Source organism: Paenarthrobacter sp. NEAU-H11 (assembly GCF_050573415.1).
Taxonomy (GTDB): Bacteria; Actinomycetota; Actinomycetes; order Actinomycetales; family Micrococcaceae; genus Arthrobacter.
Genome location: NZ_JBNZGA010000005.1, coordinates 254469 through 279560, shown reverse-complemented (window position 1 = coordinate 279560; position 25092 = coordinate 254469). Strand labels below are relative to the sequence as shown.

General features: G+C 65.9%; 20 protein-coding genes and 1 pseudogene. 14 read left to right on the top strand and 7 right to left on the bottom strand.

What is annotated here, in order from left to right:
* Nucleotides 1–206 (top strand): annotated as a pseudogene (locus ACQ3DC_RS09225) (pyridoxal 5'-phosphate synthase lyase subunit PdxS); the annotation flags it as partial.
* Between the two features lie 139 nt (nt 207–345).
* Here ACQ3DC_RS09225 and ACQ3DC_RS09220 read toward each other — a convergent pair.
* Nucleotides 346–2358, bottom strand: coding sequence for a M3 family metallopeptidase (locus ACQ3DC_RS09220; RefSeq protein WP_430752049.1), 2013 nt, complete (start codon nt 2356–2358; stop codon nt 346–348).
* A 75-nt stretch (nt 2359–2433) separates the two neighbouring features.
* On the opposite strand from ACQ3DC_RS09220, the gene ACQ3DC_RS09215 reads away from it, so the two are divergent.
* Nucleotides 2434–3744 (top strand): CapA family protein, encoded by a 1311-nt coding sequence (locus tag ACQ3DC_RS09215; protein WP_430752048.1) that lies wholly within the window; start codon nt 2434–2436, stop codon nt 3742–3744.
* A 33-nt stretch (nt 3745–3777) separates the two neighbouring features.
* Complete coding sequence (locus tag ACQ3DC_RS09210) at nt 3778–5115, top strand: ferredoxin reductase family protein (RefSeq protein WP_430752047.1); 1338 nt, start codon at nt 3778–3780, stop codon at nt 5113–5115.
* Nucleotides 5116–5137: 22 nt separating this feature from the next.
* Here the strand turns inward: ACQ3DC_RS09210 and ACQ3DC_RS09205 are convergent, their stop codons facing one another.
* Both ACQ3DC_RS09205 and ACQ3DC_RS09200 read right to left on the bottom strand, forming a co-directional pair.
* Nucleotides 5138–5899, bottom strand: coding sequence for a type 1 glutamine amidotransferase (locus ACQ3DC_RS09205; protein ID WP_430752046.1), 762 nt, complete (start codon nt 5897–5899; stop codon nt 5138–5140).
* Nucleotides 5896–7188, bottom strand: coding sequence for a Mur ligase family protein (locus ACQ3DC_RS09200; protein ID WP_197432502.1), 1293 nt, complete (start codon nt 7186–7188; stop codon nt 5896–5898). Before ACQ3DC_RS09200 ends, ACQ3DC_RS09205 begins: the two co-directional genes overlap by 4 nt.
* A 90-nt stretch (nt 7189–7278) precedes the next feature.
* Between ACQ3DC_RS09200 and pdxT the strand changes: the two genes are divergently transcribed.
* The 9 genes from pdxT (at nt 7279) to ACQ3DC_RS09155 (ending at nt 17190) form a co-directional block, all read left to right on the top strand.
* Nucleotides 7279–7989: a pyridoxal 5'-phosphate synthase glutaminase subunit PdxT gene (gene pdxT, locus ACQ3DC_RS09195; protein ID WP_157242055.1), complete on the top strand. Its 711-nt coding sequence runs from the start codon at nt 7279–7281 to the stop codon at nt 7987–7989.
* A 3-nt stretch (nt 7990–7992) separates the two neighbouring features.
* Nucleotides 7993–8748, top strand: coding sequence for a YebC/PmpR family DNA-binding transcriptional regulator (locus ACQ3DC_RS09190; RefSeq protein ID WP_157242056.1), 756 nt, complete (start codon nt 7993–7995; stop codon nt 8746–8748).
* Nucleotides 8749–8779: 31 nt separating this feature from the next.
* Nucleotides 8780–9367 (top strand): crossover junction endodeoxyribonuclease RuvC, encoded by a 588-nt coding sequence (gene ruvC, locus ACQ3DC_RS09185; RefSeq protein WP_321213637.1) that lies wholly within the window; start codon nt 8780–8782, stop codon nt 9365–9367.
* 90 nt (nt 9368–9457) lie between these two features.
* On the top strand, nt 9458–10102 hold the full coding sequence (ruvA, locus tag ACQ3DC_RS09180) for a Holliday junction branch migration protein RuvA (RefSeq protein WP_430752045.1): 645 nt from the start codon (nt 9458–9460) through the stop codon (nt 10100–10102).
* On the top strand, nt 10095–11180 hold the full coding sequence (ruvB, locus tag ACQ3DC_RS09175; protein WP_321213635.1) for a Holliday junction branch migration DNA helicase RuvB: 1086 nt from the start codon (nt 10095–10097) through the stop codon (nt 11178–11180). Before ruvA ends, ruvB begins: the two co-directional genes overlap by 8 nt.
* A gap of 211 nt (nt 11181–11391) precedes the next feature.
* Nucleotides 11392–11793 (top strand): preprotein translocase subunit YajC, encoded by a 402-nt coding sequence (gene yajC / locus ACQ3DC_RS09170; protein WP_157242058.1) that lies wholly within the window; start codon nt 11392–11394, stop codon nt 11791–11793.
* Between the two features lie 99 nt (nt 11794–11892).
* Entirely contained in the window at nt 11893–13650 is a 1758-nt protein-coding gene (gene secD, locus ACQ3DC_RS09165; RefSeq protein ID WP_430752044.1) for a protein translocase subunit SecD, read from the top strand.
* Nucleotides 13650–14663: a protein translocase subunit SecF gene (gene secF / locus ACQ3DC_RS09160; protein WP_430752043.1), complete on the top strand. Its 1014-nt coding sequence runs from the start codon at nt 13650–13652 to the stop codon at nt 14661–14663. The genes secD and secF overlap by 1 nt, the downstream gene beginning before the upstream one ends.
* Before the next feature lie 133 nt (nt 14664–14796).
* Nucleotides 14797–17190 (top strand): RelA/SpoT family protein, encoded by a 2394-nt coding sequence (locus tag ACQ3DC_RS09155; RefSeq protein WP_157242061.1) that lies wholly within the window; start codon nt 14797–14799, stop codon nt 17188–17190.
* On the opposite strand, the gene ACQ3DC_RS09150 is transcribed toward ACQ3DC_RS09155, so the two are convergent.
* The 3 genes from ACQ3DC_RS09150 to ACQ3DC_RS09140 all read right to left on the bottom strand — a co-directional run bounded on the left by ACQ3DC_RS09150 (nt 17071) and on the right by ACQ3DC_RS09140 (nt 20354).
* On the bottom strand, nt 17071–17799 hold the full coding sequence (locus tag ACQ3DC_RS09150) for a hypothetical protein (RefSeq protein ID WP_430752042.1): 729 nt from the start codon (nt 17797–17799) through the stop codon (nt 17071–17073). The two genes, ACQ3DC_RS09155 and ACQ3DC_RS09150, sit on opposite strands and share 120 nt — an antisense overlap.
* 94 nt (nt 17800–17893) lie before the next feature.
* Nucleotides 17894–19468 carry a DUF349 domain-containing protein gene (locus ACQ3DC_RS09145; protein WP_430752041.1) on the bottom strand — a complete coding sequence of 525 codons (1575 nt, stop codon included), beginning with the start codon at nt 19466–19468 and terminating at the stop codon, nt 17894–17896.
* 67 nt (nt 19469–19535) lie between these two features.
* A complete protein-coding gene (locus ACQ3DC_RS09140) occupies nt 19536–20354 on the bottom strand; it encodes a peptidylprolyl isomerase (protein WP_430752040.1) in 819 nt (272 codons plus the stop codon).
* Between the two features lie 232 nt (nt 20355–20586).
* Here ACQ3DC_RS09140 and hisS point away from each other — a divergent pair, with 232 nt between their 5' ends.
* On the top strand, nt 20587–21957 hold the full coding sequence (gene hisS, locus ACQ3DC_RS09135) for a histidine--tRNA ligase (protein ID WP_430752039.1): 1371 nt from the start codon (nt 20587–20589) through the stop codon (nt 21955–21957).
* Here hisS and ACQ3DC_RS09130 read toward each other — a convergent pair.
* Nucleotides 21954–23198 (bottom strand): APC family permease, encoded by a 1245-nt coding sequence (locus tag ACQ3DC_RS09130; RefSeq protein WP_430752038.1) that lies wholly within the window; start codon nt 23196–23198, stop codon nt 21954–21956. The two genes, hisS and ACQ3DC_RS09130, sit on opposite strands and share 4 nt — an antisense overlap.
* Before the next feature lie 109 nt (nt 23199–23307).
* Here ACQ3DC_RS09130 and aspS point away from each other — a divergent pair, with 109 nt between their 5' ends.
* On the top strand, nt 23308–25086 hold the full coding sequence (gene aspS / locus ACQ3DC_RS09125) for an aspartate--tRNA ligase (protein ID WP_321213631.1): 1779 nt from the start codon (nt 23308–23310) through the stop codon (nt 25084–25086).
* Nucleotides 25087–25092: the final 6 nt, after the last annotated feature.

The following is a 25092-nucleotide window of genomic DNA, read 5'->3' as shown; positions in this document are numbered from 1 at the left end:
TCGGCGCTGACGGCGTGTTCGTCGGCTCGGGCATCTTCAAGTCCGGCAACCCGGCCCAGCGCGCCGCCGCCGTCGTGAAGGCCACCACCTTCTTCGATGACCCCGACGTCATCGCCAAGGCCTCCCGGGGCCTCGGCGAAGCCATGGTGGGCATCAACGTCGACGAGATCCCCCAGCCCCACCGCCTCGCCGAGCGCGGCTGGTAACAGCTTCAAAAGCAGTACGACGGCGGCGGGTCACCCGGGAAGGTGACCCGCCGCCGTCGTTCGTTTATCCCAAGTAGGTAGCGCTAAGTGTCGTTTTGGAGGTTCAAAACGACACTTAGCGCTACCTACTTGGAAACCCTTATTCCAGGCCGCGGCGCTTCAGCAGCGGTTCCAGGCGGGCGTCGCGGCCGCGGAGGCTGCGGAAGGATTCCAGGGGGTCCCGGCTGTTACCTCGTGACAGCAGCTCCTGGCGGAAGCGCTGGCCGTTCGCGCGTGTCAGGCCGCCGTTTTCGGTGAACCAGTCCACCGTTTCCGCGTCCAGGACCTCGCTCCAGATGTAGGAGTAGTAGCCTGCTGCGTACCCTGCGCCTGCGAAGACGTGCTGGAAGTAGCCGGTGCGGTAGCGCGGCGGAATCAGGGCGTGGGCGATTCCCGCGGCAGCGAGGGCCTTGTCTTCGAAAGCCAGGGCGTCTTCCGGAACATCGCCGGCCCCGAGGACATGCCAGGCAAGGTCCAGCAAGGCCGCGCCCAGGTACTCGGTGGTGGCAAAACCCTCGCCCCACAGCCGGGATTCGTTGAGCTTTTCCACGACGGCGGCCGGCAGCGGCTCACCGGTGGCGTGGTGGCGCGCATAATTTTCCAGGACTTCGGGCCACATGATCCACATTTCATTGACTTGGGACGGGTACTCAACGAAGTCGCGGGGAACTGACGTGCCGGAAAACCGCGGGTACGTAACGTTGGAGAAGAGCCCGTGCAGGGCGTGGCCGAATTCGTGGAACGTGGTCCGCAGCTCGTCCAGGGTCAGCAGGGTTGGCTCGCCGGCCGGCGGCTTGGAGATGTTCAGGTTGTTGATGACAACAGGCTTGGTTCCCAGCAGCGCCGACTGTTCAACCAGGGAATTCATCCAGGCCCCGCCACGCTTTGACTCGCGGGTGTAGTAGTCGCCCAGGAACAGGCCCAGTCCCTCACCGTCCTCGTCCCGGACCTCCCAAATGCGTACATCAGGGTGGTAGCCGGAGAGGTCGTCCCGCTCGTGGAACGTGATGCCGTACAGGGATGTGGCGGCGAAGAAAACCCCGTCGGCCAGGACCCGGTCAAGTTCGAAATAGGGACGCAGTGCCTGTTCGTCCACCGCATACTTCCCGCGGCGGACCCTGGCGGAGTAGAAGGCCCAGTCCCAGGCCTCCAGCGGATGGCCCGCAGCCTCGGCCAGCGCCGCCGCTTCGGCGTCCGCGTTCCGCACCGCTGCCGGGGCCATGCGGCTAAGCATGGCCTGGACCGATTCGAAGTCCGGAGCAGTTTGGCGGTCCACCACCAGCTCGGCGTAGTTGGCAAAGCCGAGCAGCGATGCCTTCTCGGCGCGGAGCCGCGCCATTGATGTTGCCAGGTCCAGCACGTCGAGGCTGCCGCCGCTGCTGCCCCGGGCTACGGAGGCTTCGAAGAGCCGACGGCGGACGTCGCGGTTTTCGAGGGCGGCCAGGGCGGGCTGGTTGCTGGGCTGGATCAGCGTCAGCAGGAACTTCCCGTCATGGCCGGCCGCGCGGGCGGCCTCGGCAGCGCTGGCAATGTCATCCGCCGGCAGGCCGGCCAGATCCCCGGCATGGTCAAGCAGGATGGCGGCCGACTTCATTCCGTCCTTGACCCGCTGTCCGAACTCCGTGCCCAGCTGTGAGAGTTCGGCGTTGATAGCGCGGAGCCTCTCCTGGCCCGGGCCGTCAAGCTGGATGCCGGACTGCCGGAATTCCCTGAGGTATTCCTCCACCAGCCGGGTGGACTCGGCATCACATTGGGCCGTATCGATGGCGGCAAAGCGCTCGAAAAGTCCGCGGTTCAGGAAGATCTCGTCCTGGTGGGCTGAGAAGAGCGGGGAAAGTTTCGTTTCGAGGTCCCGGATCCGGTCCGACGCGTCCGCTGACACCAGTGTGAAGAAGGACGCGGCGGCCCGGTCCAGCAGGCGGCCGGAGCGCTCCATCGCCAGCGCCGTGTTGTCGAAGGTGGCCGGTGCCGGGGTGTCCACGATTCCCTGGATCTCGGCCAGGTGTTCGGCGAGGCCCGCTTCGATGGCTTGCTCGTAGTGGGCGGGTTCGATCCCGGCGAAGGGCGGAAGCCCGTACGGTAGGGGACTGGGCGCCAGAAGGGGGTTGGTCATGAACTAAAACCTTTCACAGCAGGCCACGCTTCTCAATGTGCGCCACGCCACGCCGCCGTCCCTACAATGGCAGCTATGGGGACCATATCCGGCAGGGGGCCGGTGCATATCCGCGCCCATGCTTCCGCTTCGGCCTTGGCCGTTTCGGTGCTCCTGGCAGGGGCCGTGGCAGGCTGCGGCCTGTTGGCGGAGCAGGACGGGTCCACGGCCCGGGCGGGAAACTCCGCTTCCGCCGGGGCGGGTCCGGCAGCGGGCGGTTCCGGCAGTTCTGGTCCCGTGACGGCCACAACCCCTGCTCCGCCGTCCACACCGACACCCACCCCGACCCCCGGCAAAGGGCCTGCCTGCCCCGTGCTCCGCTGCACTTCGGTGCTGGTCACCGGAGACATGCTGGTGCACGCGCAGCTGTGGCAGCAGGGACAGCACGACGCGGCGGCCGCAGGCAAGCCGGGAATGGACTTCGTGCCGCTCCTGGAAGGCCAGCGCAGGTACATCAACAACAGCGACCTCGCCATCTGCCACCTGGAAACTCCCGTATCCGGTCCGGACGGCCCGTTCTCGGCCTATCCCTCCTTCAACGTTCCGCCGCAGATCATTACCGCCTCAAAAGAGGTCGGCTACCAGGCCTGCACAACGGGCAGCAACCACACCATCGACCGCGGGACGGACGGACTGCTGCGAACCCTGGATACCCTGGACGCCACCGGCCTCAAACACACAGGCTCCTACCGGACCGAAACCGAGTCCCAAAAGATCCTCATTATGCAGACGGCGGCGGCAAAGATCGCTGTTGTCCAGGGAACCTATGGGCTGAACGGGCTGGTTCCGGACCATCCCTGGCAGGTGGACATGCTCGATGCCCCCACCATGATCGCCAAGGCGGAGAAAGCGCGGGCGCAGGGGGCGGACATCGTGCTGGCGGCCATGCATGCGGGGGACGAATACGCCAGTGAACCCAACGTCCAGCAGCGGGAGGTGGCGCGTGCCCTGGCGGACAGCGGCCAGTTCAACCTGGTCTACGGACACCACGCGCACGCCGTGCAGCCCATTGAAAATTACAAGGGCACCTGGATCGTGTACGGGCTGGGCAACGCCATCACGGAACTTTCCCCGTGGTATGTGGTCAACAATGAGGGCCTGCTGGTCAGGGTACAGTTCGGCCAGGACACGTCGGGCAGGTGGTCAGCCACGGACCTGGCCTGGGCTCCTTCGGTTATTGTCCGGGATCCCTACCGCTGGTGTTCGGTGGCCTCCGACGCGCCGCAGGGGCCCTGTGCCGGGCCGGAAGCCGACGCCGCGACCAGGGAGCGTACTCTGGGGGTGGTCGAGTCCATGGACGCCCCGTCCGCCGGCGCCCACGAACTCCTGGTAACGAAGGAGCCGTGATCCGTGGTGAACCCGCAGCCGGAGTCAGGAAGAGTGGCCGGGCATCCTGGCCTCCCCGTGCGGTGGACCGGGCCCGCCGGCATTATGGGCTTTTCCGCGGCCTATGCAGTCCTTTGGTACCTGATGCGGCCCGGAGGGGAGGCTGTGCCGGGCTACCTGGGACAACTCTTTGGTGGCGAGTCCATCCTGCTCTTTTCCATAGCGTTGGTCCTGATCAGTACGCTTCCGCAGGTGGAGCACATCTTCGGTGGCATTGACCACGCCGCCATCTGGCACCGCCGCCTTGCGATTACCGGAAGCCTGCTCCTGGTGCCCCACATCCAACTTGCCGCCAACCCCGCTGCCACCAGCGTGGGCAAGGCGCTGGCCGTCATCGCCGCAACCGGGCTTGCCGCCCTGGTGGTCTGGGCCGTCCTGCCTCGCTGGCGCACCATGCTGCCTGCCCCTGTCCGGCGGATGGTGCTCGACTTCCGCGAAGCCTGGCCTGTGCGGCTTCTTCGGCGCCTGCTTGGAGGCTATGAACGGTGGCGCGGCTTCCACCGCCTGACAGGACTTTTTGTCGCTGCCGGCTTTCTGCATGGCCTTTTGGACGCCAGCGCCTTCGATGCGGTACCAGGATTGCGCTGGAGCTACGTGGCCATCGGCGGCACGGGACTTGCCTTCTACGCCTACCGGGAACTCCTGGCGCGGCACTTCCTGCCCCACCACGATTACCAGGTGGAACGCGTCGACATCGTGGCGCCGGGCCTGGTGGAGGTTAGCCTCCTGCCACTGGGAAGGCCGCTGAAGTTCAAACCAGGCCAGTTCGCCATGATCTATCTGGAGACGAAGCAAGGATGGCAGCGGCATCCATTTTCGATCTCGGGCTCCGTCCGGGAGCGCCGGATACGCATCACGGTCAAGGCCCTGGGTGATCACACCGCCGGCATGCCCGACGCGGTGCTCCCCGGCATGCCGGCGGTAGTCAGCGGACCCTATGGCCGCTTCGACCGCGACGCCGGGACCGGGCACCAGGTCTGGATAGCAGGAGGCGTGGGGATCACCCCGTTCCTTAGCTGGCTGCGTTCCCTGGAAGGAAAGCTGGAGGGCACCGTCGATCTGTTCGTCACCTCATCAGGCACGTCGCCCTTTGCCCAAGAAATCGCAGGTATCGCCAGGGCCCACCCTGGCCTTACGGTCCATTTCGTGGACACGGATACGGACGGGAGGCTGACTCCTGAGATGGTCCTTGGCTCCGTAGCCGTGGAACCTCGCCGCTTGTCTGTCTTCATGGGAGGTCCGGACAAGATGCTCCGCCAGTTTGGGAAGGCTTTTCGCGCCGCCGGTGTCCGCCGGGCGAACATACACCGTGAGTACTTTAACTGGCGCTGAGCGCTGACTGTCCCGCCCCGGGTCAGCGAGGGCGCCGCGCCGCGTGTTCCCTGGCCAGTTCCGCGTAGTGGTCATCCGGATGGCCCGGAACAAAGCTGCCGTACTTGCGCTCCGCTGCCGTGCGGATCAGGAAGTCCGCGATGGCCGGATTCTTGGGCAGGAGGGAGCCGTGCAGGTAGCTGGCCACTATATTGCGGTAGCGGGCACCCTCGTGGCCGTCACTGCTGTTGTTGCCCATACCCTTCGGGGTGGAGCCCAAAGGCCGCACGCCGCTGCCAAGGGTGGTCTGGCCGCTGTGGTTCTCATAACCCAGGACTTCGCCGAACTCCGGGGTGGAGACCTTGACGTTGCCGATCAGGCGTTCGTCCGTCCCGTGGGTTTCCACGTCCAGGATGCCGATGCCCGGGATCACGGCGCCTGTGCGGGTCTTGAAGAAGTGTCCGAAGAGCTGGTACAGCCCACAGATGACAAGCATCGGCGCACCGTCCTCAGCCAGGTCCTTCAGTACTCCGGCCCGCGACTGCAGGTCGTCCTGGATCACCAGCTGGCCGCTGTCCTGGCCGCCGCCGCCCACGATAATGTCCACGCCGTCGGGGAACGGATCCCCCACGTTGTACTCGACCAGCTCCGGAGTGTAGCCGTGCCACCTGATCCGCTGCTGCAGGACCAGGGCATTGCCCCAGTCGCCGTAGATGTTCATGTCCCGCGGGTAGAGCTGCACCACGCGGAGGGTGCCCTTGCTCTCAGAGTTCTCCCGTGCGGGGTCCGCACCTGCCTGGCTCAAGAGACAACCTCCACGGTGGTGATTTTGGACAGTTCACGGCGGATGGCCAGCATGGCGGTGTAGGTGCAGAAGATGCGCTTCGGCTTTCCCCGGGCTTCCCGGATGAAGGCTGCAAGGGCCGGCGCAATGTCCGTCTGCACACTGCCGACGGGGACGTCGTCGTATTGCAGCCGGAGGGCCATGTCATAGGCGCGGGACCCGGTCAGCTGGTCCACCCCGCCTTCCCGCAGGGAATCGAACTCAACATCCCACAGCCACGACATATCCCGGCCGTCCGCATAGTTGTCATTGATGGCGATCATGGTGGCGTAGCCTCCGGCCGGGAAGGACTTCAGGCCGAGCCGGAAGCCGCTCGGGTTCTTGACCAGGACCAGGTCCAGGGGCTGGCCGTCCACGGTAAGGCTTTCCCCGCGTCCGAATGCCGGTGCCACGTGGGACAGCGCATCCAACAGGGTCTCATGGTTGGCCGTGGCGGCGCCGCTGCCGCAGATGCTCCGCGCGAGCGTCAGCGCCGCGGCCGCATTAAAGATGTTGTAGACACCCCGAAGCTTCATGCCTGTGCTGACCGTGACGCCGTCGTACTCGAACTCGGCCGTGTCCGCGCCCACCTTGCGAAGGACGACGTCGGCAGCGGGCTTCTCCGGCAGGCCCGCCGGGGCGGGACTGCCGGGAGCGGCCCGCATATCATCGTCGTTGGGGAAGGTGCCCAGGAGCGAATCGTCCAGGCCGAAGTATTTGACGTCCTGGCCGGTCAGCGTTTCGGCGATCCGGGCCACCCTGGGATCCTCACGGTTCAGCACCACCGTCCCGGTGGTCTTGGCAGCGATGTGCTGGAGCAGTTGGGCCGTCTTGTCGATTTCACCAAAGCGGTCCAGCTGGTCGCGGAGGACGTTCAGCAGCAGGCAGTAGCGCGGCGGCACGCTGTTGACGAAGTGCACGGCGTGGGCTTCGTCGAGTTCCAGGACCGCGACGTCGGCGTCGAGCCGGCCGCGCCAATCCACCTCGCCCAGCAGGGCTGCGGCCACACCGCGGGTGAAGTTGCTCCCCGTGCGGTTGGTGAAGACCTTGAGGCCCTGGCTTTCCAGCAGCTCCACCACCATTTTGGTGGTGGTGGTCTTGCCGTTGGTGCCGCTGACGACGGCGACGCCGTGGGGGAGCGTGGTGAGCGTCCGCCGCATGAAGCCGGGGTCGATTTTTTCAACCACCAGCCCCGGCAGGGCGGACCCGCCACCCCTGAGCCGGGAGACGCGGCGGACCAGCTTGCCGAGCGGAACACTGAAGTAGAGCATGTTTTGAATATATCCCAGCAACGGCATGCAACCTCCGCCAGGCGCCTGCTAGGAGCCAGGCAGGATGGTTTGGGCGCTTATGCTGGGTGGATGGCAAATTCCCCTTCAGCTGATTCTGCGCGCCCGGGCGCCGGCCTTCGGATCGGTGTGCTGGCGCTCCAGGGCGACTTCCGCGAGCACCTCCGTGCGATCGAACGGACGGGTGCCCAGGCTGTGGGCGTCCGCCGCCCGAAGGAACTGGACGGGTTGGACGGGCTGGTGATTCCGGGCGGCGAGTCCACTGCAATCGACAAGCTGGCGCGCGCCTTTGATCTGGCCGAACCGCTGCGGGAACGCATCGCCGAAGGCCTGCCCGTCTATGGCTCATGTGCGGGGATGATCCTGCTTGCCGACGACATTGCCGATCCCGCGACGGACCTGTCCGGGGCACCGCAGCAGACCTTCGGCGGCCTGGACATCACCGTCCGCCGCAACGCCTTCGGCCGGCAGCGCGAGTCCTTCGAGACGGACCTGGAGTTCAAAGGCCTTGAATTCAGCGCAACGGAAGACGGCGTCCCGCCCGTCCATGCCGTGTTCATCCGGGGGCCCTGGGTGGAGAGGGTGGGTCCCGGCGTCGAAATCCTTGCCCAGGTTGAGCCGGCCGACCCGGAACACGCGTCCCACGCGGTCCCGCTGCCCGGGACGGCTAGAATTGTTGCAGTGCGTTCCGGCCAGTTGCTGGCCACCTCCTTCCACCCGGAAGTGACTGGGGAGAAACGCGTACACGAACTTTTTATCCGCATGATCAGAGGAGAAGCGTAGAGCATGTCAGGCCACTCCAAATGGGCAACGACCAAGCACAAGAAGGCCATCCTCGATAGCCGGCGCGCCAAGTCGTTTGCCAAGCTGATCAAGAATATTGAAGTTGCCGCGCGCATGGGCGGCCCTGACCTGCAAGGCAACCCGGGCTTGGAACTCGCCGTCACCAAAGCGAAGAAGACGTCTGTCCCGGCCGACAACATCGACCGTGCCATCAAGCGCGGGGCCGGGCTCACCGGTGAAGTGGTCGATTACACAGAGATCATGTACGAATGCCGCGGCCCGCAGGGTTCCGCCCTGCTGATCGAATGCCTCACGGACAACAAGAACCGCGCCGCCTCCGAGGTCCGCCTCGCGATCTCCCGCAACGGCGGCACCATTGCCGATCCCGGCTCGGTAAGCTACCTGTTCAGCCGCAAGGGCGTGGTGACGCTGCCCAAGAAGGACCTGACCGAGGACGACGTCCTGATGGCTGTCCTGGACGCCGGAGCCGAGGAAGTCAAGGACAACGGCGAAACCTTCGAGATCCACTCAGACCCCAAGGACCTTCAGGCCGTCCGCGACGCCCTGAAGGAGGCCGGCATCGAGTACGACACTGATGAGGCTGAGTTCGTTCCGTCCATGGAAGTTCCCCTGGATCTGGAAGCAGCCAGGAAGTTCATGAAGCTCGTTGACGCGCTGGAAGACCTCGACGACGTCCAGAACGTCTACAGCAACGCCGACCTCAGCGACGACGTCCAGGCCGCCCTGGAATCTGAGTGACGTACCGCCCGCCCGCCGCACCCGCCCAACCGTGACGCTGCGCGTCCTCGGGGTGGACCCGGGCCTGACCCGATGCGGGATCGGCGTGGTGGACGTGGAACGGAACCGGCGGGCCACCATGGTTGCGGTGGGCGTCGTGGGCACCTCGCCCGACGAAAGCCTCGACCAGCGGCTCCTGGTCATAGCCACCTCGATCGATGAATGGCTGGACCGTTATGAACCGCAGGTCCTCGCCGTCGAGCGCGTCTTTTCCCAACTGAACGTCAGCACGGTGATGGGCGTGGCCCAGGCGTCGGGCGTGGTGATCGCCGCCGCTGCCCGACGGGGGATCCCGGTGGCCCTGCATACGCCGTCGGAGGTCAAGGCGGCCGTCACCGGCAGCGGTTCCGCCAACAAGGATGCCGTGACGAAGCTGGTCACCAAGATCCTTCGCCTCGATGCGCCGCCACGGCCTGCGGATGCGGCCGACGCCCTGGCGCTGGCCATCACCCACGCCTGGCGGTCAGGCAGCGGCACCTCCAACAAGGGTGCAGTCACCACCGGACCCGGCAGTTCATCGCTCACTTCCGCCCAGCGGGCCTGGGCCGAGGCGGAAGCAAAGGCGCGCCGCGCACGCTGATTGTCCCGGCGGCTTGCTAGGGTATTCGTAGATATGTTCGGATAGCCGGTCCTGCTCCCTGGAGCCCGGCAATACACCAGGAGCCCGGCCTTGATCAGTTTCCTACGCGGGACGGTAGCGCACGTGGGTCTTTCCACGGCTGTCATTGACCTCAACGGTGCGGGCATGAGCGTCAACGCCACCCCGCAAACCCTGAGCCGGCTTCGGGCCGGGGAAGAGGGCCAGCTCTTCACCTCGTTGATTGTGCGGGAGGATTCGCTCACCCTTTTCGGTTTCGCGTCCGACGACGAGCGTGAGGTTTTCGATGTCCTGCTCAGCGTGAGCGGGGTTGGCCCCCGGCTGGCGCTGGCTGTCCTGGCCGTGCACGAACCGGAGGGCATCCGGGTGGCCGCGCACACCGGGGACAGCAAGACGTTCACCAAGGTGCCGGGCATCGGTCCCAAGGTGGCCGGGCGGATCGTGCTGGAGCTGGCCGGAAAACTTGTGCCGCACGGCACCGCGGGTGCCGCCGCGGCGTCCACGGCAGCTGAGGCCGCCTGGAAACCGCAGGTGGTAGCCGCGATGACGAGCCTGGGCTGGTCCGAGAAGGACGCCTCGGCAAGCATCGACAGAGCCCTGGCGGACGAGCCCGAGGTTTCCTTCCGCGGCAACGTGCCGGAGATCCTGCGCACTACCCTCCGGTGGCTGGGCCAGGACGGCGCGCGCGCCGGCAACCGGGTAGGCAGCCGTGGCTGAACCGTCCCTCGTGGCCGCGGGCGAGGAACCTGAGGAGCGGGCCATTGAGGCAGCGCTCAGGCCCAAGAACCTCGATGACTTCGTGGGCCAGCACCGGGTGCGGAAACAGCTGTCCCTGGTGCTGAAGGCGTCACGGATGCGCGGCCGCAGCGCGGACCACGTGCTGTTCTCGGGCCCGCCAGGCCTGGGTAAAACGACCCTCGCCATGATCGTTGCGTCCGAAATGAGCGCCCCGCTGCGGATCAGCAGCGGTCCCGCTATCCAGCACGCTGGAGACCTCGCCGCCATACTGTCCTCCCTTTCCGAGGGCGAGGTCTTGTTCCTGGACGAGATCCACCGCATGTCCCGGCCGGCGGAAGAGATGCTGTACATGGCCATGGAGGATTTCCGGGTGGACATCGTGGTGGGCAAGGGCGCAGGTGCCACCGCAATCCCGCTCGAGCTGCCGCCTTTCACCCTGGTGGGCGCCACCACCCGCGCCGGCCTGCTGCCCGGGCCCTTGCGCGACCGGTTCGGATTCACCGGCCACCTGGAGTTCTACTCCGTCCCCGAGCTCGAACTCGTGCTGCGCCGCTCTGCCGGCCTGCTGGACCTCAAAGTCAATTCCGCCGGTTTCAGCGAAATAGCGGGACGATCCCGGGGCACCCCCCGTATTGCCAACAGGTTGCTGCGGCGAGTGCGGGACTGGGCCCTGGTCCACGGAATTGAGCAGATTGACGCGCGGGCGGCGTCCGCTGCCCTGGACATGTACGAGGTGGACAAGAAGGGCCTGGACCGGCTTGACCGCGCCGTCCTTGAAGCACTCATCACCAAATTCGGCGGCGGGCCCGTGGGGCTGTCCACGCTCGCGATCGCCGTCGGCGAAGAAACCGAAACAGTGGAAACGGTCGCGGAGCCCTTCCTGGTACGGGAAGGACTCCTGGGCCGCACCCCCCGGGGCAGGATAGCCATGGCTCCCGCCTGGACGCACCTCGGCTATGCCATTCCGTCAGGAGTCTTCGCGCAGGAGCAGCTGGACCTGTTCGAACCGGCCGGGGACGCCGAACCCGCGGGCGGCTGGGCCCCGGAGGGCCCATAGGCAGGCTGCGTTCAGCTTTTCCCTTTAGACTGGTATGACGCTCGGCACGTTCGGGTCTTTGTTTCGTGGGCGGCCACCGGCCTCCTGCGTCGCTGGGGAAGGGAACCCGACAGGCTTTTGCCTGCCTTACTGTCCTGCCCCGGCCGGAGCGAAGCCGAAGTTGCTGGAAAATCAGCTATGTAAATAAAGGACGGAATTCCCCTTGGATCCAATGTCAATTCTCCTGTTCGTCATGCTCGGCGTCTTCATCTTCATGATGTTCCGCCGCAACAAGAAGACGCAGCAGCAGCAGGCGGAGCTCCAGTCGAAGTTCGGCCCGGGCGTGGAGGTAATGACCAGCTTCGGCCTGTTCGGCCGCATCGTGGCCATCGACGAGGAGGAAAACAAGGTCACCCTGGAACTGTCGCCGGGCAACCTCGCAACCGTGCACCGCCAGGCCGTCACCAAGATTGTGGAACCCGCGGTGGCAGCCGAGCCCGAGGTTGTTTCCCCGGCCGTGCCGGACGATGCTTCCTCCCTGACGGCGTCCGAAGGCGGCAGCACCGCTGCGACGGCGGAGACACCGGACGAAACCCCGCAGCGCCTCAATGACGAGGGCAAGAAGGACAGCTAGTCCCCGCTGCTTCCCAACAACCTCTACCGCTGCGGACCGCCGCCGGTGCAAGCACGGCAGGCACCGGCGGTTCCTCCGTGAATAAGAGAAAGATCGACAATGGCACGAACTGGCCCCAAAAAACCAGGCCTCCGGGTCCTGGTCTGGCTCGGTGTAATCCTCGCCGCACTAACTGCCGTCCTGGCCGGAGGCACCCTTGCCGGACAGGCAAGCTGGGCACCCAAACTGGCCCTGGACCTCGAAGGCGGCACCCAGATGATCCTGGCGCCGAAGGTCGAGGGCGGCTCGGACATCAATGAGGAACAGCTCAACCAGGCCGTGGCGATCATCCGCCAGCGTGTTGACGGTTCAGGTGTTGCCGAGGCTGAGATCAGCACCCAGTCCGGGCGCAACGTGGTGGTCAGCCTTCCCGGCACCCCCTCGAGCCAGACCCGAGACCTGATCCAGGCCTCGGCGGACATGAACTTCCGCCCCGTCCTGCTCGCCGGAGCAGGTGCACCGGTGCCGGAGGAGCAGCGGGCGCCCGAGGACCAGCTGCCAAAGCCGACGGCGGAACCTGCCAACAGCAGCGACACGAACTGGATCACCCCTGAGGTCTACCGCCAGTTCGAGACGCTGGACTGCGACAACCCTGCCCAGGACAAGCAGGAACGCTCGGACCCGGCCAAGCCGCTGGTGACTTGCGAGCCTGCCACCGACTCCACCCCTGCCATCAAGTACATCCTCGGCCCGGTGGAGGTCAAGGGCAGCAACATCGTCACGTCCTCCTTCCAGCTCCAGCAGGGTGCGCAGGGTGCCGTCACGAACGACTGGGCGGTCAATATCCAGTTCGACGACGAGGGAACAGCCAAGTTCAAGGAGGTCACGGAACGCCTGAACCAGTTCTACGTGGCCGCCGGCGGTGACGCAGGCAACGACCCCAAGGCCCAGTTCGCCATTGTTCTTGATGACCAGGTCATTTCCGCGCCCCGGTCCCTTGCGGTCATCACCGACGGACGCCCGCAGATCACCGGAGGGTTCACCGAACAAAGTGCCAAGGCCCTGTCCGACCAACTCCGGTTCGGCGCCCTGCCCATCAGTTTCGAAATCCAAAGCGAACAGCAGATTTCCGCCACCCTGGGCGGGGAACAGCTGCGGATGGGCCTCCTCGCGGGCCTTATCGGACTCCTGCTCGTGGTGGTCTACTCCCTGTTCCAGTACCGGGCGCTGGGCTTCGTGACCATCGCGTCGCTGGTGGTGGCCGGCATCCTCACGTACCTCGCCATCGCCATCCTGGGCTGGACGGAGAACTACCGCCTGTCCCTGGCCGGCGTGGCGGGCATCATCGTGGCCATCGGCCAGACGGCCGACTCGTTCATCGTCTACTTCGAGCGGATCAGGGATGAGCTCCGTGAAGGCCGCGGCCTGGTTTCCGCCGTCGAAAACGGCTGGAAGCGGGCCAAGCGGACCGTCCTGGCCTCCAAGGCCGTCAACCTGCTGGCAGCCCTGGTCCTGTACTTCGTGGCCGTGGGCAACGTGCGCGGGTTCGCCTTCACCCTCGGCCTGACGGCCATCGCCGACCTCATCGTCGTGTTCATGTTCACCCACCCCACGCTGCAGCTCCTGGCCCGCACCAGGTTCTTCGGCGAGGGCCACCCGCTGTCCGGCCTCGATCCCAAGCGCCTCGGTGCCGTCCCGCTCTACCGCGGTGCCGGGCGTGTCCGTACCCCGGACGCCAAGCCGGCCCTGGTCCGCACCAAGAACGCCGGCGCGGCAGCGGAAGCCGAACGCAGGATGACCATTGCGGAACGCCGACTGGCGGAGAAGCAGGAGCAGCTTGCAGGCTCCTCGAAGTCCGCAGCGAAGGAGAACAAGTAATGTCAGGCTTCGCCAACTTCGGCAACGAGCTCTACACCGGCAAACGCTCCTACAACTTTGTCGGCGCCAAGAAACTCTGGTTCATCATTGCGGCGGTGGCTGTTGCGCTGTCCATTCTCATCCCGGTGGCCAAGGGCGGCTTCAACCTTGGCATCGAGTTCCGCGGCGGATCGGAGTTCACGGTCTCCAACGTGCAGACCACGGATGCAGCCGTGGGGGAGAAGGCCGTCACCGATGTGGTGCCCGGCAGTGTCCCGCGCGTGGCGAACGTCGCCGGCACCACCATGCGGATCCAAACGGACAAACTCACCGATGATGAGACGCTTCGCATCAAGGAGGGACTCACCGGCGCGTACGGTGTCACCGAGAACGAGGTGACGTCCACCTTCGTCGGTCCCACCTGGGGCGCCGATGTCACCAAGCAGGCGCTGATCGGCCTGGTGGTCTTCGTGCTCCTCGCGGCCGTGCTGATGGCCCTGTACTTCCGCACGTGGAAGATGTCGCTCTCGGCAATTGCCGGCATGGCGGTGACGATGTTCATCACTGCCGGCGTCTACGCCCTCAGCGACTTCGAGGTTACCCCTTCGGCCATCATCGGTTTCCTGACCGTCCTCAGCTACTCCCTCTACGACACGGTGGTGGTGTTCGACAAGATCCGCGAGAACACCGCGGACCTGGACGCCTCGACCCGCCGGACGTTCGCCGAGGAGGTCAACCTCGCCGTCAACCAGACCCTGGTCCGCTCGATCAACACCATGATGGTGGCAATCCTCCCCGTGGGGGCCATCCTCTTCATCGGCGCCGGACTCCTGGGCGCCGGTACCCTGCGCGACCTTTCCCTTGCGCTGTTCGTCGGAATCCTCATCGGAACGGCGGCCACGATCTTCGTGGCGGCCCCGATGTACGCCTGGCTGCGGCAGGATGAGCCTGACCTCGTCAGGCAGGCCAAGCGCGTTGAGCAGAGGCGTGCCACCGCCGGGCGGAACGCGGCTGCGGAGCCCGCCCAGGCCTGACTTTTCAGCAGGGGCCGGACGGCGCCAGGAACCTGGCGTTGTCCGGCCCGTCGGCGTTTAAGGGGCCGGTTATAAAAGTCACCGCCGCGGGGAATAGACTGAAGTAATTAAAACGGTGGTGAGGGGTACTTCATTGGAAGAACGTTCGGCGTCGGCGCCAACGGCACAAGGAGACAAAAGTCCTGCCCCCGGCATGCAGACCGGGGTGGCCGCCTCCGCGCGCCCCGGGCCGCTCGTTCCGGTCGACAACTCCGGGTCCCGTCCCACATTCCCCGGCCGCAGGGAGCGCACCCGCTCCAGGCTCGCCCGGCTGACGGGGCGCAGCACGGCCACGTACTCACCCATTCTTGAACCACTGTTGAGGACCGTCCGGGCCAACAATCCCAAAGAGGACTTCGACCTTATCCAGCGGGCGTTCGACGTCGCTGAGCAGAGCCACCGCGGGCAGAAGCGCAAAAGCGGCGATCCTTACATCACGCATCCGGTGGCCGTGGCCACCATCCTCGCCGAACTGGGCCTGAGCGGCACAACGCTTGCCGCCGCCCTGCTCCATGACACGGTGGAGGACACCCCCTACACCCTCGCCGACCTCAAGCGGGACTTCGGGCCCGAAGTTGCCATGCTGGTGGACGGCGTGACCAAGCTGGACAAAGTAAGCTTCGGCGAGGCGGCGCAGTCCGAAACCGTCCGCAAGATGGTTGTGGCGATGGCCAAGGACATCCGCGTGCTGATGATCAAACTGGCCGACCGGCTGCACAACGCGCGGACCTGGCGCTTCGTGTCGGCCGAATCCTCAGCCCGCAAGGCCCGCGAAACCCTCGAAATTTTCGCCCCGCTGGCGCACCGGCTGGGCATGAACACCATTAAGTGGGAACTGGAGGATCTTTCCTTCGCCGCGCTGTATCCCAAGGTGTACGAAGAAATTGTCCGCATGGTGGGGGACCGGACCCCCGAGCGGGAGAAGAGCCTGAGCGTCATCCGGGACCAGATCACCGAAGACCTGCGCGCCGCGAAGATCAAGGCGACCATCACTGGCCGTCCGAAGCACTACTATTCCATCTACCAGAAGATGATCGTCCGCGATAAGGACTTCGACGACATCAACGACCTCATGGGTGTCCGGGTGCTGGTGGACTCGGTCAGGGACTGTTACGCCGCGCTGGGCACCATGCATTCGCGCTGGAACCCGCTGCCCGGCAGGTTCAAGGACTACATCGCGATGCCCAAGTTCAACATGTACCAGTCGCTGCACACCACGGTGATCGGGCCCGGCGGCAAACCCGTGGAAATCCAGATCCGCACCCATGAAATGCACCGCCGGGCTGAATACGGCGTCGCTGCACACTGGAAGTACAAGGACCAGCCCAACCGCACGGCCGTCGGCCCGGGCAGCCCCCGCGACGGGGACATGGGCTGGCTGCGTTCCCTGGTGGACTGGCAGCAGGAAACCTCCGATCCCGGCGAGTTCCTTGATTCGCTCCGCTTCGAAATCAACGCCCGGGAGGTCTTTGTCTTCACCCCCAAGGGCGAGGTCATGGCACTGCCGGCGGGATCCACCCCCGTGGACTTTGCCTACGCCGTGCACACCGAGGTGGGCCACCGCACCATCGGCGCCAGGGTCAACGGCAAGCTGGTTCCGCTCAACAGTGAACTGAACCACGGTGACTGGGTGGAGATCTTCACCTCGAAGGCTGAGGGGGCAGGGCCGAGCCAGGACTGGCAGCACTTCGTCAAGAGCGCCAGGGCCCGGAACAAGATCCGCCAGTGGTTCAGCAAGGAACGCCGCGAAGAAGCCATTGATCGCGGCAAGGAACTGCTGACCCGTGCAATGCGGAAGCAGAACCTTCCCCTGCAGCGGCTCATGACCCACGAGGCCCTCGCAGCGGTGGCGGAGGAATTCAAGTACGTCGACATCTCCGGCCTGTACGCCGGCGTCGGTGACGGCCACACGTCCGCGCAGTCGGTCATGGAGAAGCTGGTCGAGAGCCTCGGCGGCAATGAAAGCACCGACGACGATATTGCCGAAGTCAGCATTCCCACCCAGGTCACCAAGGCCCGCTTCTCCGACTCGGGCGTGGTGGTCCGTGGCGTGGGCGACGTCTGGGTGAAGCTGGCCCGCTGCTGCACGCCGGTCCCGCCGGATCCCATCCTCGGTTTCGTCACCCGGGGCTCGGGAGTCTCCGTGCACAGGACCGACTGCACCAACATCTCCGACCTGAAGGACCAGCCGGACAGGATTGTTGACGTGGACTGGGCCCCGACGCAGTCCAGCGTCTTCCTGGTGGAGATCCAGGTGGAGGCACTGGACCGCAAGTCCCTGCTGTCCGACGTCACCCGGGTCCTGTCCGAGAACCACGTGAACATCTTGGCAGCCAGTGTGCACACCTCCACGGACAGGGTGGCCATCTCAAAGTTTGCCTTTGAGATGGGGGACCCCAAGTACCTGAGCCACGTCCTCAGTGCAGTCCGCAGGATCGACGGGGTGTTTGACGTCTACCGGACCACCGGCAACAAGCGCCGGAGCTAGTGCAGCGAGTTTTTCCAGGGCAGCCTTTTTGTGGGGCACCCGCGGCGTGGCTTCTATTGCCAGGACCAGCAGGCGCAGGCGGACGTCGTTCTGGGGCCGCGCCAGCAGTCTTTCCAGGGTGGGGATGGCGCGCTCGGCGTCCACGTGCAAGGCGATGTCCAGGGCGGTCCGCAACGGGCTTGAGACCATCAGGCCACCGAGGCTGACAACATCGAACGGCCCGAGCCTTACCTCATGCAGGGTGCATCCCCTTGTGGTCCGGAGGCTGGAGACCCTCCGCGTCGCATCCACAAGGAGGGCCAGCCTGTCCGGCTCACTGGCACAGCCGTAGATCCAGGCGGCCGTCATCCGGCCGGCAACCACCCTTTGGCGGACCGAAGCGGGCACCGCCCCCGCCGCCGCCCGTGCCCGCAGCTGCGGAGAGGCCGGGAGCCCTGGCAGTGTATAGCCGCGGTGGTGGATCCTGTCCAGCAGCCCGTCCGCCGCGAGGGACTGCAGCTCGGGCCAGGCGAAGGGCATGTCCGGGGAATAGAGTTCGGGAAAGCGGGGCGCCAAAGCGTCTGCCGCAGCTGCATGATCGGGGCCCGGAGGAGCCGGTGGAATCACCATTCGTCCATCCTGCACCGGGGGCCGTTAACTGGCACAGGCCCGGTTCAGGTTATGTGGATAACCGGAACCGGGCCCGCTGGTCAGGGCAGGTGTATCAGGAAAGCTCGCTGGCCGAGCGCTGGATCTGGTCCAGCCATGCCTGGCGTGCTTCGAGGGCCTCCCGGGCCGTCTTGATCCTGCGCTGGTCGCCGCTCTTCTCCGCCTTGGCGAGATCATCCTGCAGGCCGGCGATCGCGGATTCCAGCTGGGAGAGGGCGCTGTTGGTCCGCGCCTTCCGCTCCGGGTTGGAGCGCTGCCACTGTTCGTCCTCGGCGCTGCGGACGGCGTCTTCGACCTTGCGCAGGCCAGCCTCGATGCGTCCCATGTCGGCCCGCGGAACCTTGCCCGCTTCTTCCCACCGGTCGCGGACGGACTGCAGTGCCTTCTTTGCCGCCGCGAGGTCCTTCACCGGAAGGATGGCGTTGGCCTCTGCCAGGAGCGCTTCCTTGACGGTGAGGTTGGCGGCGTATTCCTGGTCGATTTCGTCGTTGGCGGCCTGGCGGTTCGTGAAGAACACATCCTGCGCCGCACGGAAACGGGCCCACAGCGCGTCATCGTCCTTGCGGCTGGCGCGCGGTGACGCCTTCCACTGATCCATCAGCCTGCGGTACTCGCCGGCGGCGAAACCCCAGTCGGTGGAGCTGGACAGCGCTTCGGCTTCAGCGATCAGCTTTTCCTTGGCCGACTTGGCAGCGGAATTGTTGCTGTCCAGCTGGGAGAAGTAGGCGCGGCGGTGGCGGTCGAAAACCGTGCGGGCGGCGCGGAACCTCTTCCACAGGGCGTCCTCGTTGCTCCGGCCCAGGCGTACGCCGCTCTTCTGGGCTGTTTTCCAGCTCTCAAAGAGTTCGTTCATCCTGGCGCTGGAGGTCTTCCACTGAGTCTGTGCCGGGTCCTGGCCGGAGATTTGCTCGGCCTCCGCCACGATAGCCTCGCGGGCCGCCAGTTCAGAGGCGCGGACGGCGTCGTGCTCTGCCTTCTCGGCTTTCTCCAGCTCAACTATCTGTTCGGAGAGCTTGTCCAGCCGGGCCTCCGCAGAACGCAGGTCGCCCACCATGTTGCGCTCCGCAAGCTGCTCCCGCAGGTGTGTCACGGTCTTCTGCATATCAGTGCTGGGCGCCTTTGAGCTGACGCGCTGTTCGAGCAGCACAATCTGGGCCACGACGTCGTCGTATTTCCGTGCGAAGTACGCGAGGGCTTCGTCGTCGCTCACGCCCGGGTACTGCCCGACGGCGTGCTCGCTGGCGTCAATGGTCAGGAAGACGTACCCGTCGCCTTCAACCCGACCCCACTTCGAGGCTTCCGCAAGGGAAGTGGTTGGGGCTGCCGGTACTGCTGCTGCGGCCGGGGCCGCGGCAGCAGGCTTGGGGCGGGAAGCAAACGCGGCCGGAGACGGCGCTACTGACCTTGGAGATGGCGCAGGTGCAGGTGCAGGTGCAGGTGCGGGTGCAGCGTCAGCCGGCGTTTCGGCCGCTGGAGCCTCGCCGGCGGCTGGTTCTTCTGCAGCGGCCCCGGTTTCGGTTGCCTCCGCAGCGGGGGTGCCGGCCGCTTCAGTGGCCTCACCGCCGGCTGCGGGTGCCGCCGCTTCGGCCAGGTCTGTTGCTGTTTCGTCGGATTTCTGACTGTCTGTCACCGCTAAAAGTCTTTCGCTTGGAGGGAAATACGCACGTACTGCACCGCGGCCGCGCCGGCCGGGCTTCCTACTTCAGAGAAAACGAGTCTATCGTGACTGGTTCAACGGGCGCGCCGTCTGTGACACTGCTGCCCGGGGTGACCCCTGCAGCGGCCACTTTCGACACCAGGTCCAGCCCCGACGTCACCTTTCCGACCACCGTGTAGCCTCCGGCGCTGTCTGCCGGGATCACGGTGTCCTTGTAGACGATGAAGAACTGGGTGCCGTTCCCGTAGGCGTTGTTGCCCGTCCGGGCTACAGCGATGGTTCCCGCCGGATAGCTGTTGTCCGCCGGCGTGTTTTCGAGCGGCCCCCACGTGTAATTCGGGTCTCCCTGCCCGTCGCCCGTGGCCGAGCCGCATTGCAGGACGCCGAATGCCTCACCGGTGGTCAACCGGTGGCAGTTCTTGCCGTTGTAGAAGCCCTCATCGCTGAGGGACTTGAAGACCGCGGCGGCCTGCGGCGCGCTGGTCCCATCCAGCTCCACACCGAGCGGGCTGCCGTTGAGGACGAGTTCGCCCGTGAAGGTCTTGCCGGCGGCGATGCCGGCCGCAGGAATGTTGGGACCGTTCGTTGCCTGGGCCGACGGCGCCGCCGAAGGGCTGGCGGTGGCGGGCGGGCTGGACAACCCGGCTTGCGCCGCAGCGAATTCATCCTCGGTCGGGTTGCCGGCGAAGGCAGTGAGCTGGAGTACGACGGCGAGGGCCACTGCGGTTGCCCCGGCACCGGCGGCGATCAGGTTGTCACGCTTGCGCCGGCCCTCCTGGTCCCGCCGCAGGGCACGCTTGGCTTCCATCTGCTGAATGCGCCGTTTGGTTTCGCGGGCACTGCGTGAACTGGCCGCCAAGGGTCCTCCTTATAGTCGGGCTGCTGCAGGCGCGGCTTTGGGGCCGCGTCAGCAGTTGTTGGCGGCCAAGCCCTGCCGCTCCGCTGCATTAGAGATGCCGGCGGATGACGCATAAACTGACTGCCGCACATAGTTTATGCATGACTGGCTGGACTGCCGCCGTCGCAAGCCCGTTTCGGGCCGATTGCCACGCAGGTTCCGGCAACCGTTCACCAAGAGGAGAAACTCCACCATGGCACGCACCGCCTCCCTGTCCGGATTCCCCGAGTGGCTTCCCGAGGAGCGGCTGGTGGAGCTCCATGTGCTGGATACGCTGCGCCGCGTTTTTGAACTGCACGGGTTTTCCTCCATTGAGACCCGCGCTGTGGAGACGGTGGGCCAGTTGCTGCGCAAGGGCGAAATCGACAAGGAAGTCTACGGGCTCAGCCGGCTGCAGGATGATGAGGGCGCCAGCCCCGTTAAGGAGGGCAAGGCCGATCCGCACGCACTTGCCCTGCACTTCGACCTCACCGTTCCGTTTGCCCGCTACGTCGTCGAAAACGCCGGCTACCTGGCGTTCCCCTTCCGGCGGTACCAGATCCAGAAGGTCTGGCGCGGCGAGCGTCCCCAGGAGGGACGCGCCCGCGAATTCACCCAGGCGGACATTGACGTGGTGGGTGACGGCGACCTGCCGTTCCGCTACGACGTAGAGATCGCGCTGGTGATCGCCGAGGCGCTCAGCGCCCTCCCCATCCCTGACTTCCGGCTGCGCATCAACAACAGGAAGCTCGCCGAAGGCTTTTACCGTGGTATCGGGCTGGACGACACCGCAGGGGTGCTGCGGAGCATCGACAAACTCGAAAAGATCGGGGCGGCGAAGGTTGCCGAACTGCTGAAGACGGAACTGGGCGCCACCGACGAGCAGGCCCGGAAGGCCCTGCAGTTGGCTGGAATCCGCACCGAGGACACCTCGTTCGTGGCACAGGTCCAGGCTTTGGGGGTCAGCAATGAACTCCTCGACGAAGGGCTGAGCGAGCTCGAACAGGTGATCGAGGCGGCTGTCCAGCGTGCCCCCGGCAAGGTGGTGGCTGACCTCAGCATTGCCCGCGGCCTCGACTATTACACCGGAACAGTGGTGGAAACCGTCCTGGTTGGCCACGAACAGCTCGGTTCCATCTGCTCCGGCGGCCGGTATGACGCGTTGGCGTCGAAGGGAAACCGGAAGTTCCCGGGCGTGGGTCTTTCGATCGGCGTCACCCGGCTGGTGTCCCGCATTTTGAGCCAGGACCTGGCGAGGGCGTCACGGTCGGTTCCCACCGCGGTGCTGGTGGCCCTCACCCACGATGGCAGCTGGGATGCCGCCCAGGACGTGGCCGCCCAGCTGCGCAGCCGGGGCATTCCTACCGAAGTGGCAGCCAAAGCGGAAAAGTTCGGCAAGCAGATCAAGTTTGCCGACCGCCGCGGCATCCCCTTTGTGTGGTTCACGGACGACGACGGAACACACCAGGTCAAGGACATCCGCACCGGCGAACAGGTGGTGGCAGCCCCGGAGACCTGGACGCCGCCGTCGGAAGACCTGGCAGTACAGGTGTTGACGGCGGCAGGGGCCGCCGCGTCCGTTTAGCGGCGCAGCCGAAGCATCAGCCACCGCCCCGCCACGCCGGCGGCCAGGACCCCGGCCATGGCCAGTACCGGGACCGGCGGCAGGGTGAAGGCCAGCAACAGGCAGGCCACGAAGCCGACGGCGTTGAGCCACTTGGGCGCATATGCCGGGTGCGTCGGCAACGTGTACGCCGATGCGTTCGCCACAGCGTAGTAGACCAGTACGCCAAAGCTGGAGAAGCCCACCACCGTCATAACGTCCGTGGTGGCAAGCAGCAGGATGACGACGGCGGCCACGGCGAGTTCTGCGGCGTACGGCACGGTGTGCTTTCCCCCGACCCGCGCAAGAAGTACAGGCAGGTCGCGTTCCCTGGCCATGGCGAGGGTGGTGCGACCGACGCCGGTGATGAGTGCCAGGAGCGCGCCCAGGCAGGCCGCCGCGGCTCCTGCCTGGACGGCGGGAGCCCCCGCCGCCAGCCCGGACTGCAGCACGGCGTCGAGCAGCGGCGTCCTGGCGGCAGCGAGCTGCCCGCCGGGAAGGTGGTTCAGCAGGAGCAGCGACAGGGTGAGGTAGATGGCGAAGGCACCCCCAAGGGCCGCAAGGATGGCACGCGGTATGGCGCGGGCAGGATCCTTGACCTCCTCGCCGAGGGTGGCAATCCGGGCGTAGCCGGCAAAGGCGAAAAACATCAGGCCTGCCGCGGGCAACACGCCCCCCGGGGAGGCCATGTCCGCGGATCCGGCAGGTCCCGCATCGGGGTGCGGCCCGACCGCTGCGGCAACAGCCACGAAGCTGAGGGTGGCCAGGACGACGCACAGCAGGACCCTGGTGAGCAGCGCCGTCCGCGTGATGCCCAGCAGGTTCACGCCGGTCAGGGACACCACGGCAGCCACGGCCACCGGCACGGCGTACTGCGGCGAGATGTAGCTGCCGAATGTCAGGGCCATGGCAGCGCAGGACGCCGTCTTGCCGGTCACAAAGCCCCAGCCGGCAAGGAATCCCGGCCACTTACCCAGCTGTTCGCGCCCATAAACGTACGTCCCCCCGCTGGTGGGGTACTTCGCGGCAAGGGCGGCTGAAGCCACGGCGTTGCAGTAGGCCACCGCCCCGGCGATGACCACCGACAGGGCCAGCAGCTGGCCGGCCAGCGCCGCCGCGGGGGCGAACACCACGAACACCCCTGCTCCCAGCATTGAGCCCAGCCCGATGGCGGTGGCGTCGAACGTGCCGAGCCTGCGTTGAAGTTGCTGGTGTGCGCTCATGCGGTGACAGTCCCTTGGCAGCGGGTAAACTCGAACGGAATCGTTCCTGCAACGATCCTATTGAACTTCCCGATCGACTTCCCGCTGTAACCCCGCAGAAAGGCGTGCTGTGCTGCGCACACATGACCTCGGATCCCTTCGTTCCGAGCACATTGGACAAACCGTAACCCTGGCCGGCTGGGTGGGCCGCCGTCGTGATCACGGTGGTGTGGCCTTCGTGGACCTGCGCGATGCTTCCGGCGTGGCCCAGGTTGTGGTCCGCGAGGAAGAAGTCTTCCACGGCCTGCGCAACGAGTATGTCCTGCAGGTCACCGGCACCGTCTCCAAGCGGCCCGAGGGCAACGAGAACCCTGCCCTGGCCACCGGCGGGATCGAGGTCATGGCGGACAAGGTGGTCATCCTCAACACCTCCGAGCCGCTCCCGTTCCAGATCGACGAGCATGTTGAAGTGGGCGAGGAAGCACGCCTGAAGCACCGTTACCTGGACCTGCGCCGGCCCGGTCCCGCCCGAAACCTCCGGCTGCGTTCCGAGGCAAACCGTGTGGCCCGCGACCTGCTGCACAAGGACGGCTTCGTGGAGGTTGAAACCCCCACCCTCACCCGGTCCACGCCCGAAGGCGCCCGCGACTTCGTGGTCCCGGCCCGCCTGGCGCCGGGTTCCTGGTATGCCCTTCCGCAGTCCCCGCAGTTGTTCAAACAGCTCCTGCAGGTGGGCGGCTTTGAGAAGTATTACCAGATTGCCCGCTGCTACCGCGATGAGGACTTCCGCGCCGACCGGCAGCCGGAGTTCACCCAGCTGGACATCGAAGCGAGCTTCGTGGACCAGGACGACATCATTGCCCTCGGCGAAAACATCCTCAAGGCCCTGTGGAAGCTGATCGACGTCGAGATCCCCACTCCCATCCAGCGGATCACCTACGCCGACGCCATGGCCCGGTACGGCTCGGATAAGCCCGACCTCCGTTTCGGCGTGGAGCTCACCGAACTGACCGGGTTCTTCAAGGACACCAACTTCGGTGTGTTCAAGGCGCCTTACGTCGGTGCCGTGGTGATGCCCGGCGGCGCCTCCCAGCCGCGCCGGACCTTGGATGGCTGGCAGGAATTCGCCAAGCAGCGCGGCCACAAGGGACTTGCCTATGTCCTGTTCAAGGAAGATGGCGAACTTGCCGGTCCAGTGGCCAAGAACCTGACCGACACGGAGCGCGCAGGCCTGGCAGACGCGGTCGGCGCCAAGCCCGGTGACTGCATCTTCTTCGCTGCCGGCGAGAAGCCTGCGGCACGGGCACTGCTCGGCGCTGCCCGGGTGGAAATCGGACATCGCACCGGCCTGATCGATCCCGCCGCCTGGGCCTTCTGCTGGGTGGTCGACGCGCCGATGTTCGAACCTGCGGCCGCGGCCGTTGCTTCAGGTGACGTGGCGGTGGGTGCAGGCAAGTGGACCGCCGTCCACCACGCCTTCACCTCGCCCAAGCCCGAGTTCCTGGAGACCTTTGACAAGGACCCGGAATCAGCGCTGTCGTACGCCTACGACATCGTCTGCAACGGCCACGAAATCGGCGGCGGATCCATCCGTATCCACGAGCGCGACGTCCAGGAACGGGTGTTCGAACTGATGGGCCTCGACCGGGAAGATGCCCAGACCAAGTTTGGGTTCCTGCTGGAGGGCTTCAAGTACGGTGCCCCTCCGCACGGCGGCATCGCCTTTGGCTGGGACCGCGTGGTGGCACTGCTGGCTGGGGTTGAGTCCATCCGCGACGTTATTGCCTTCCCCAAGACCGGCAACGGGTACGATCCCCTGACCGCCGCCCCCGCCCCGATCACGCCCCAGCAGCGCAAGGAAGCCGGTGTCGACTTCAAGCCGGAGTCCAAGCCGGCAGAGGGCAAGTAGGGCATT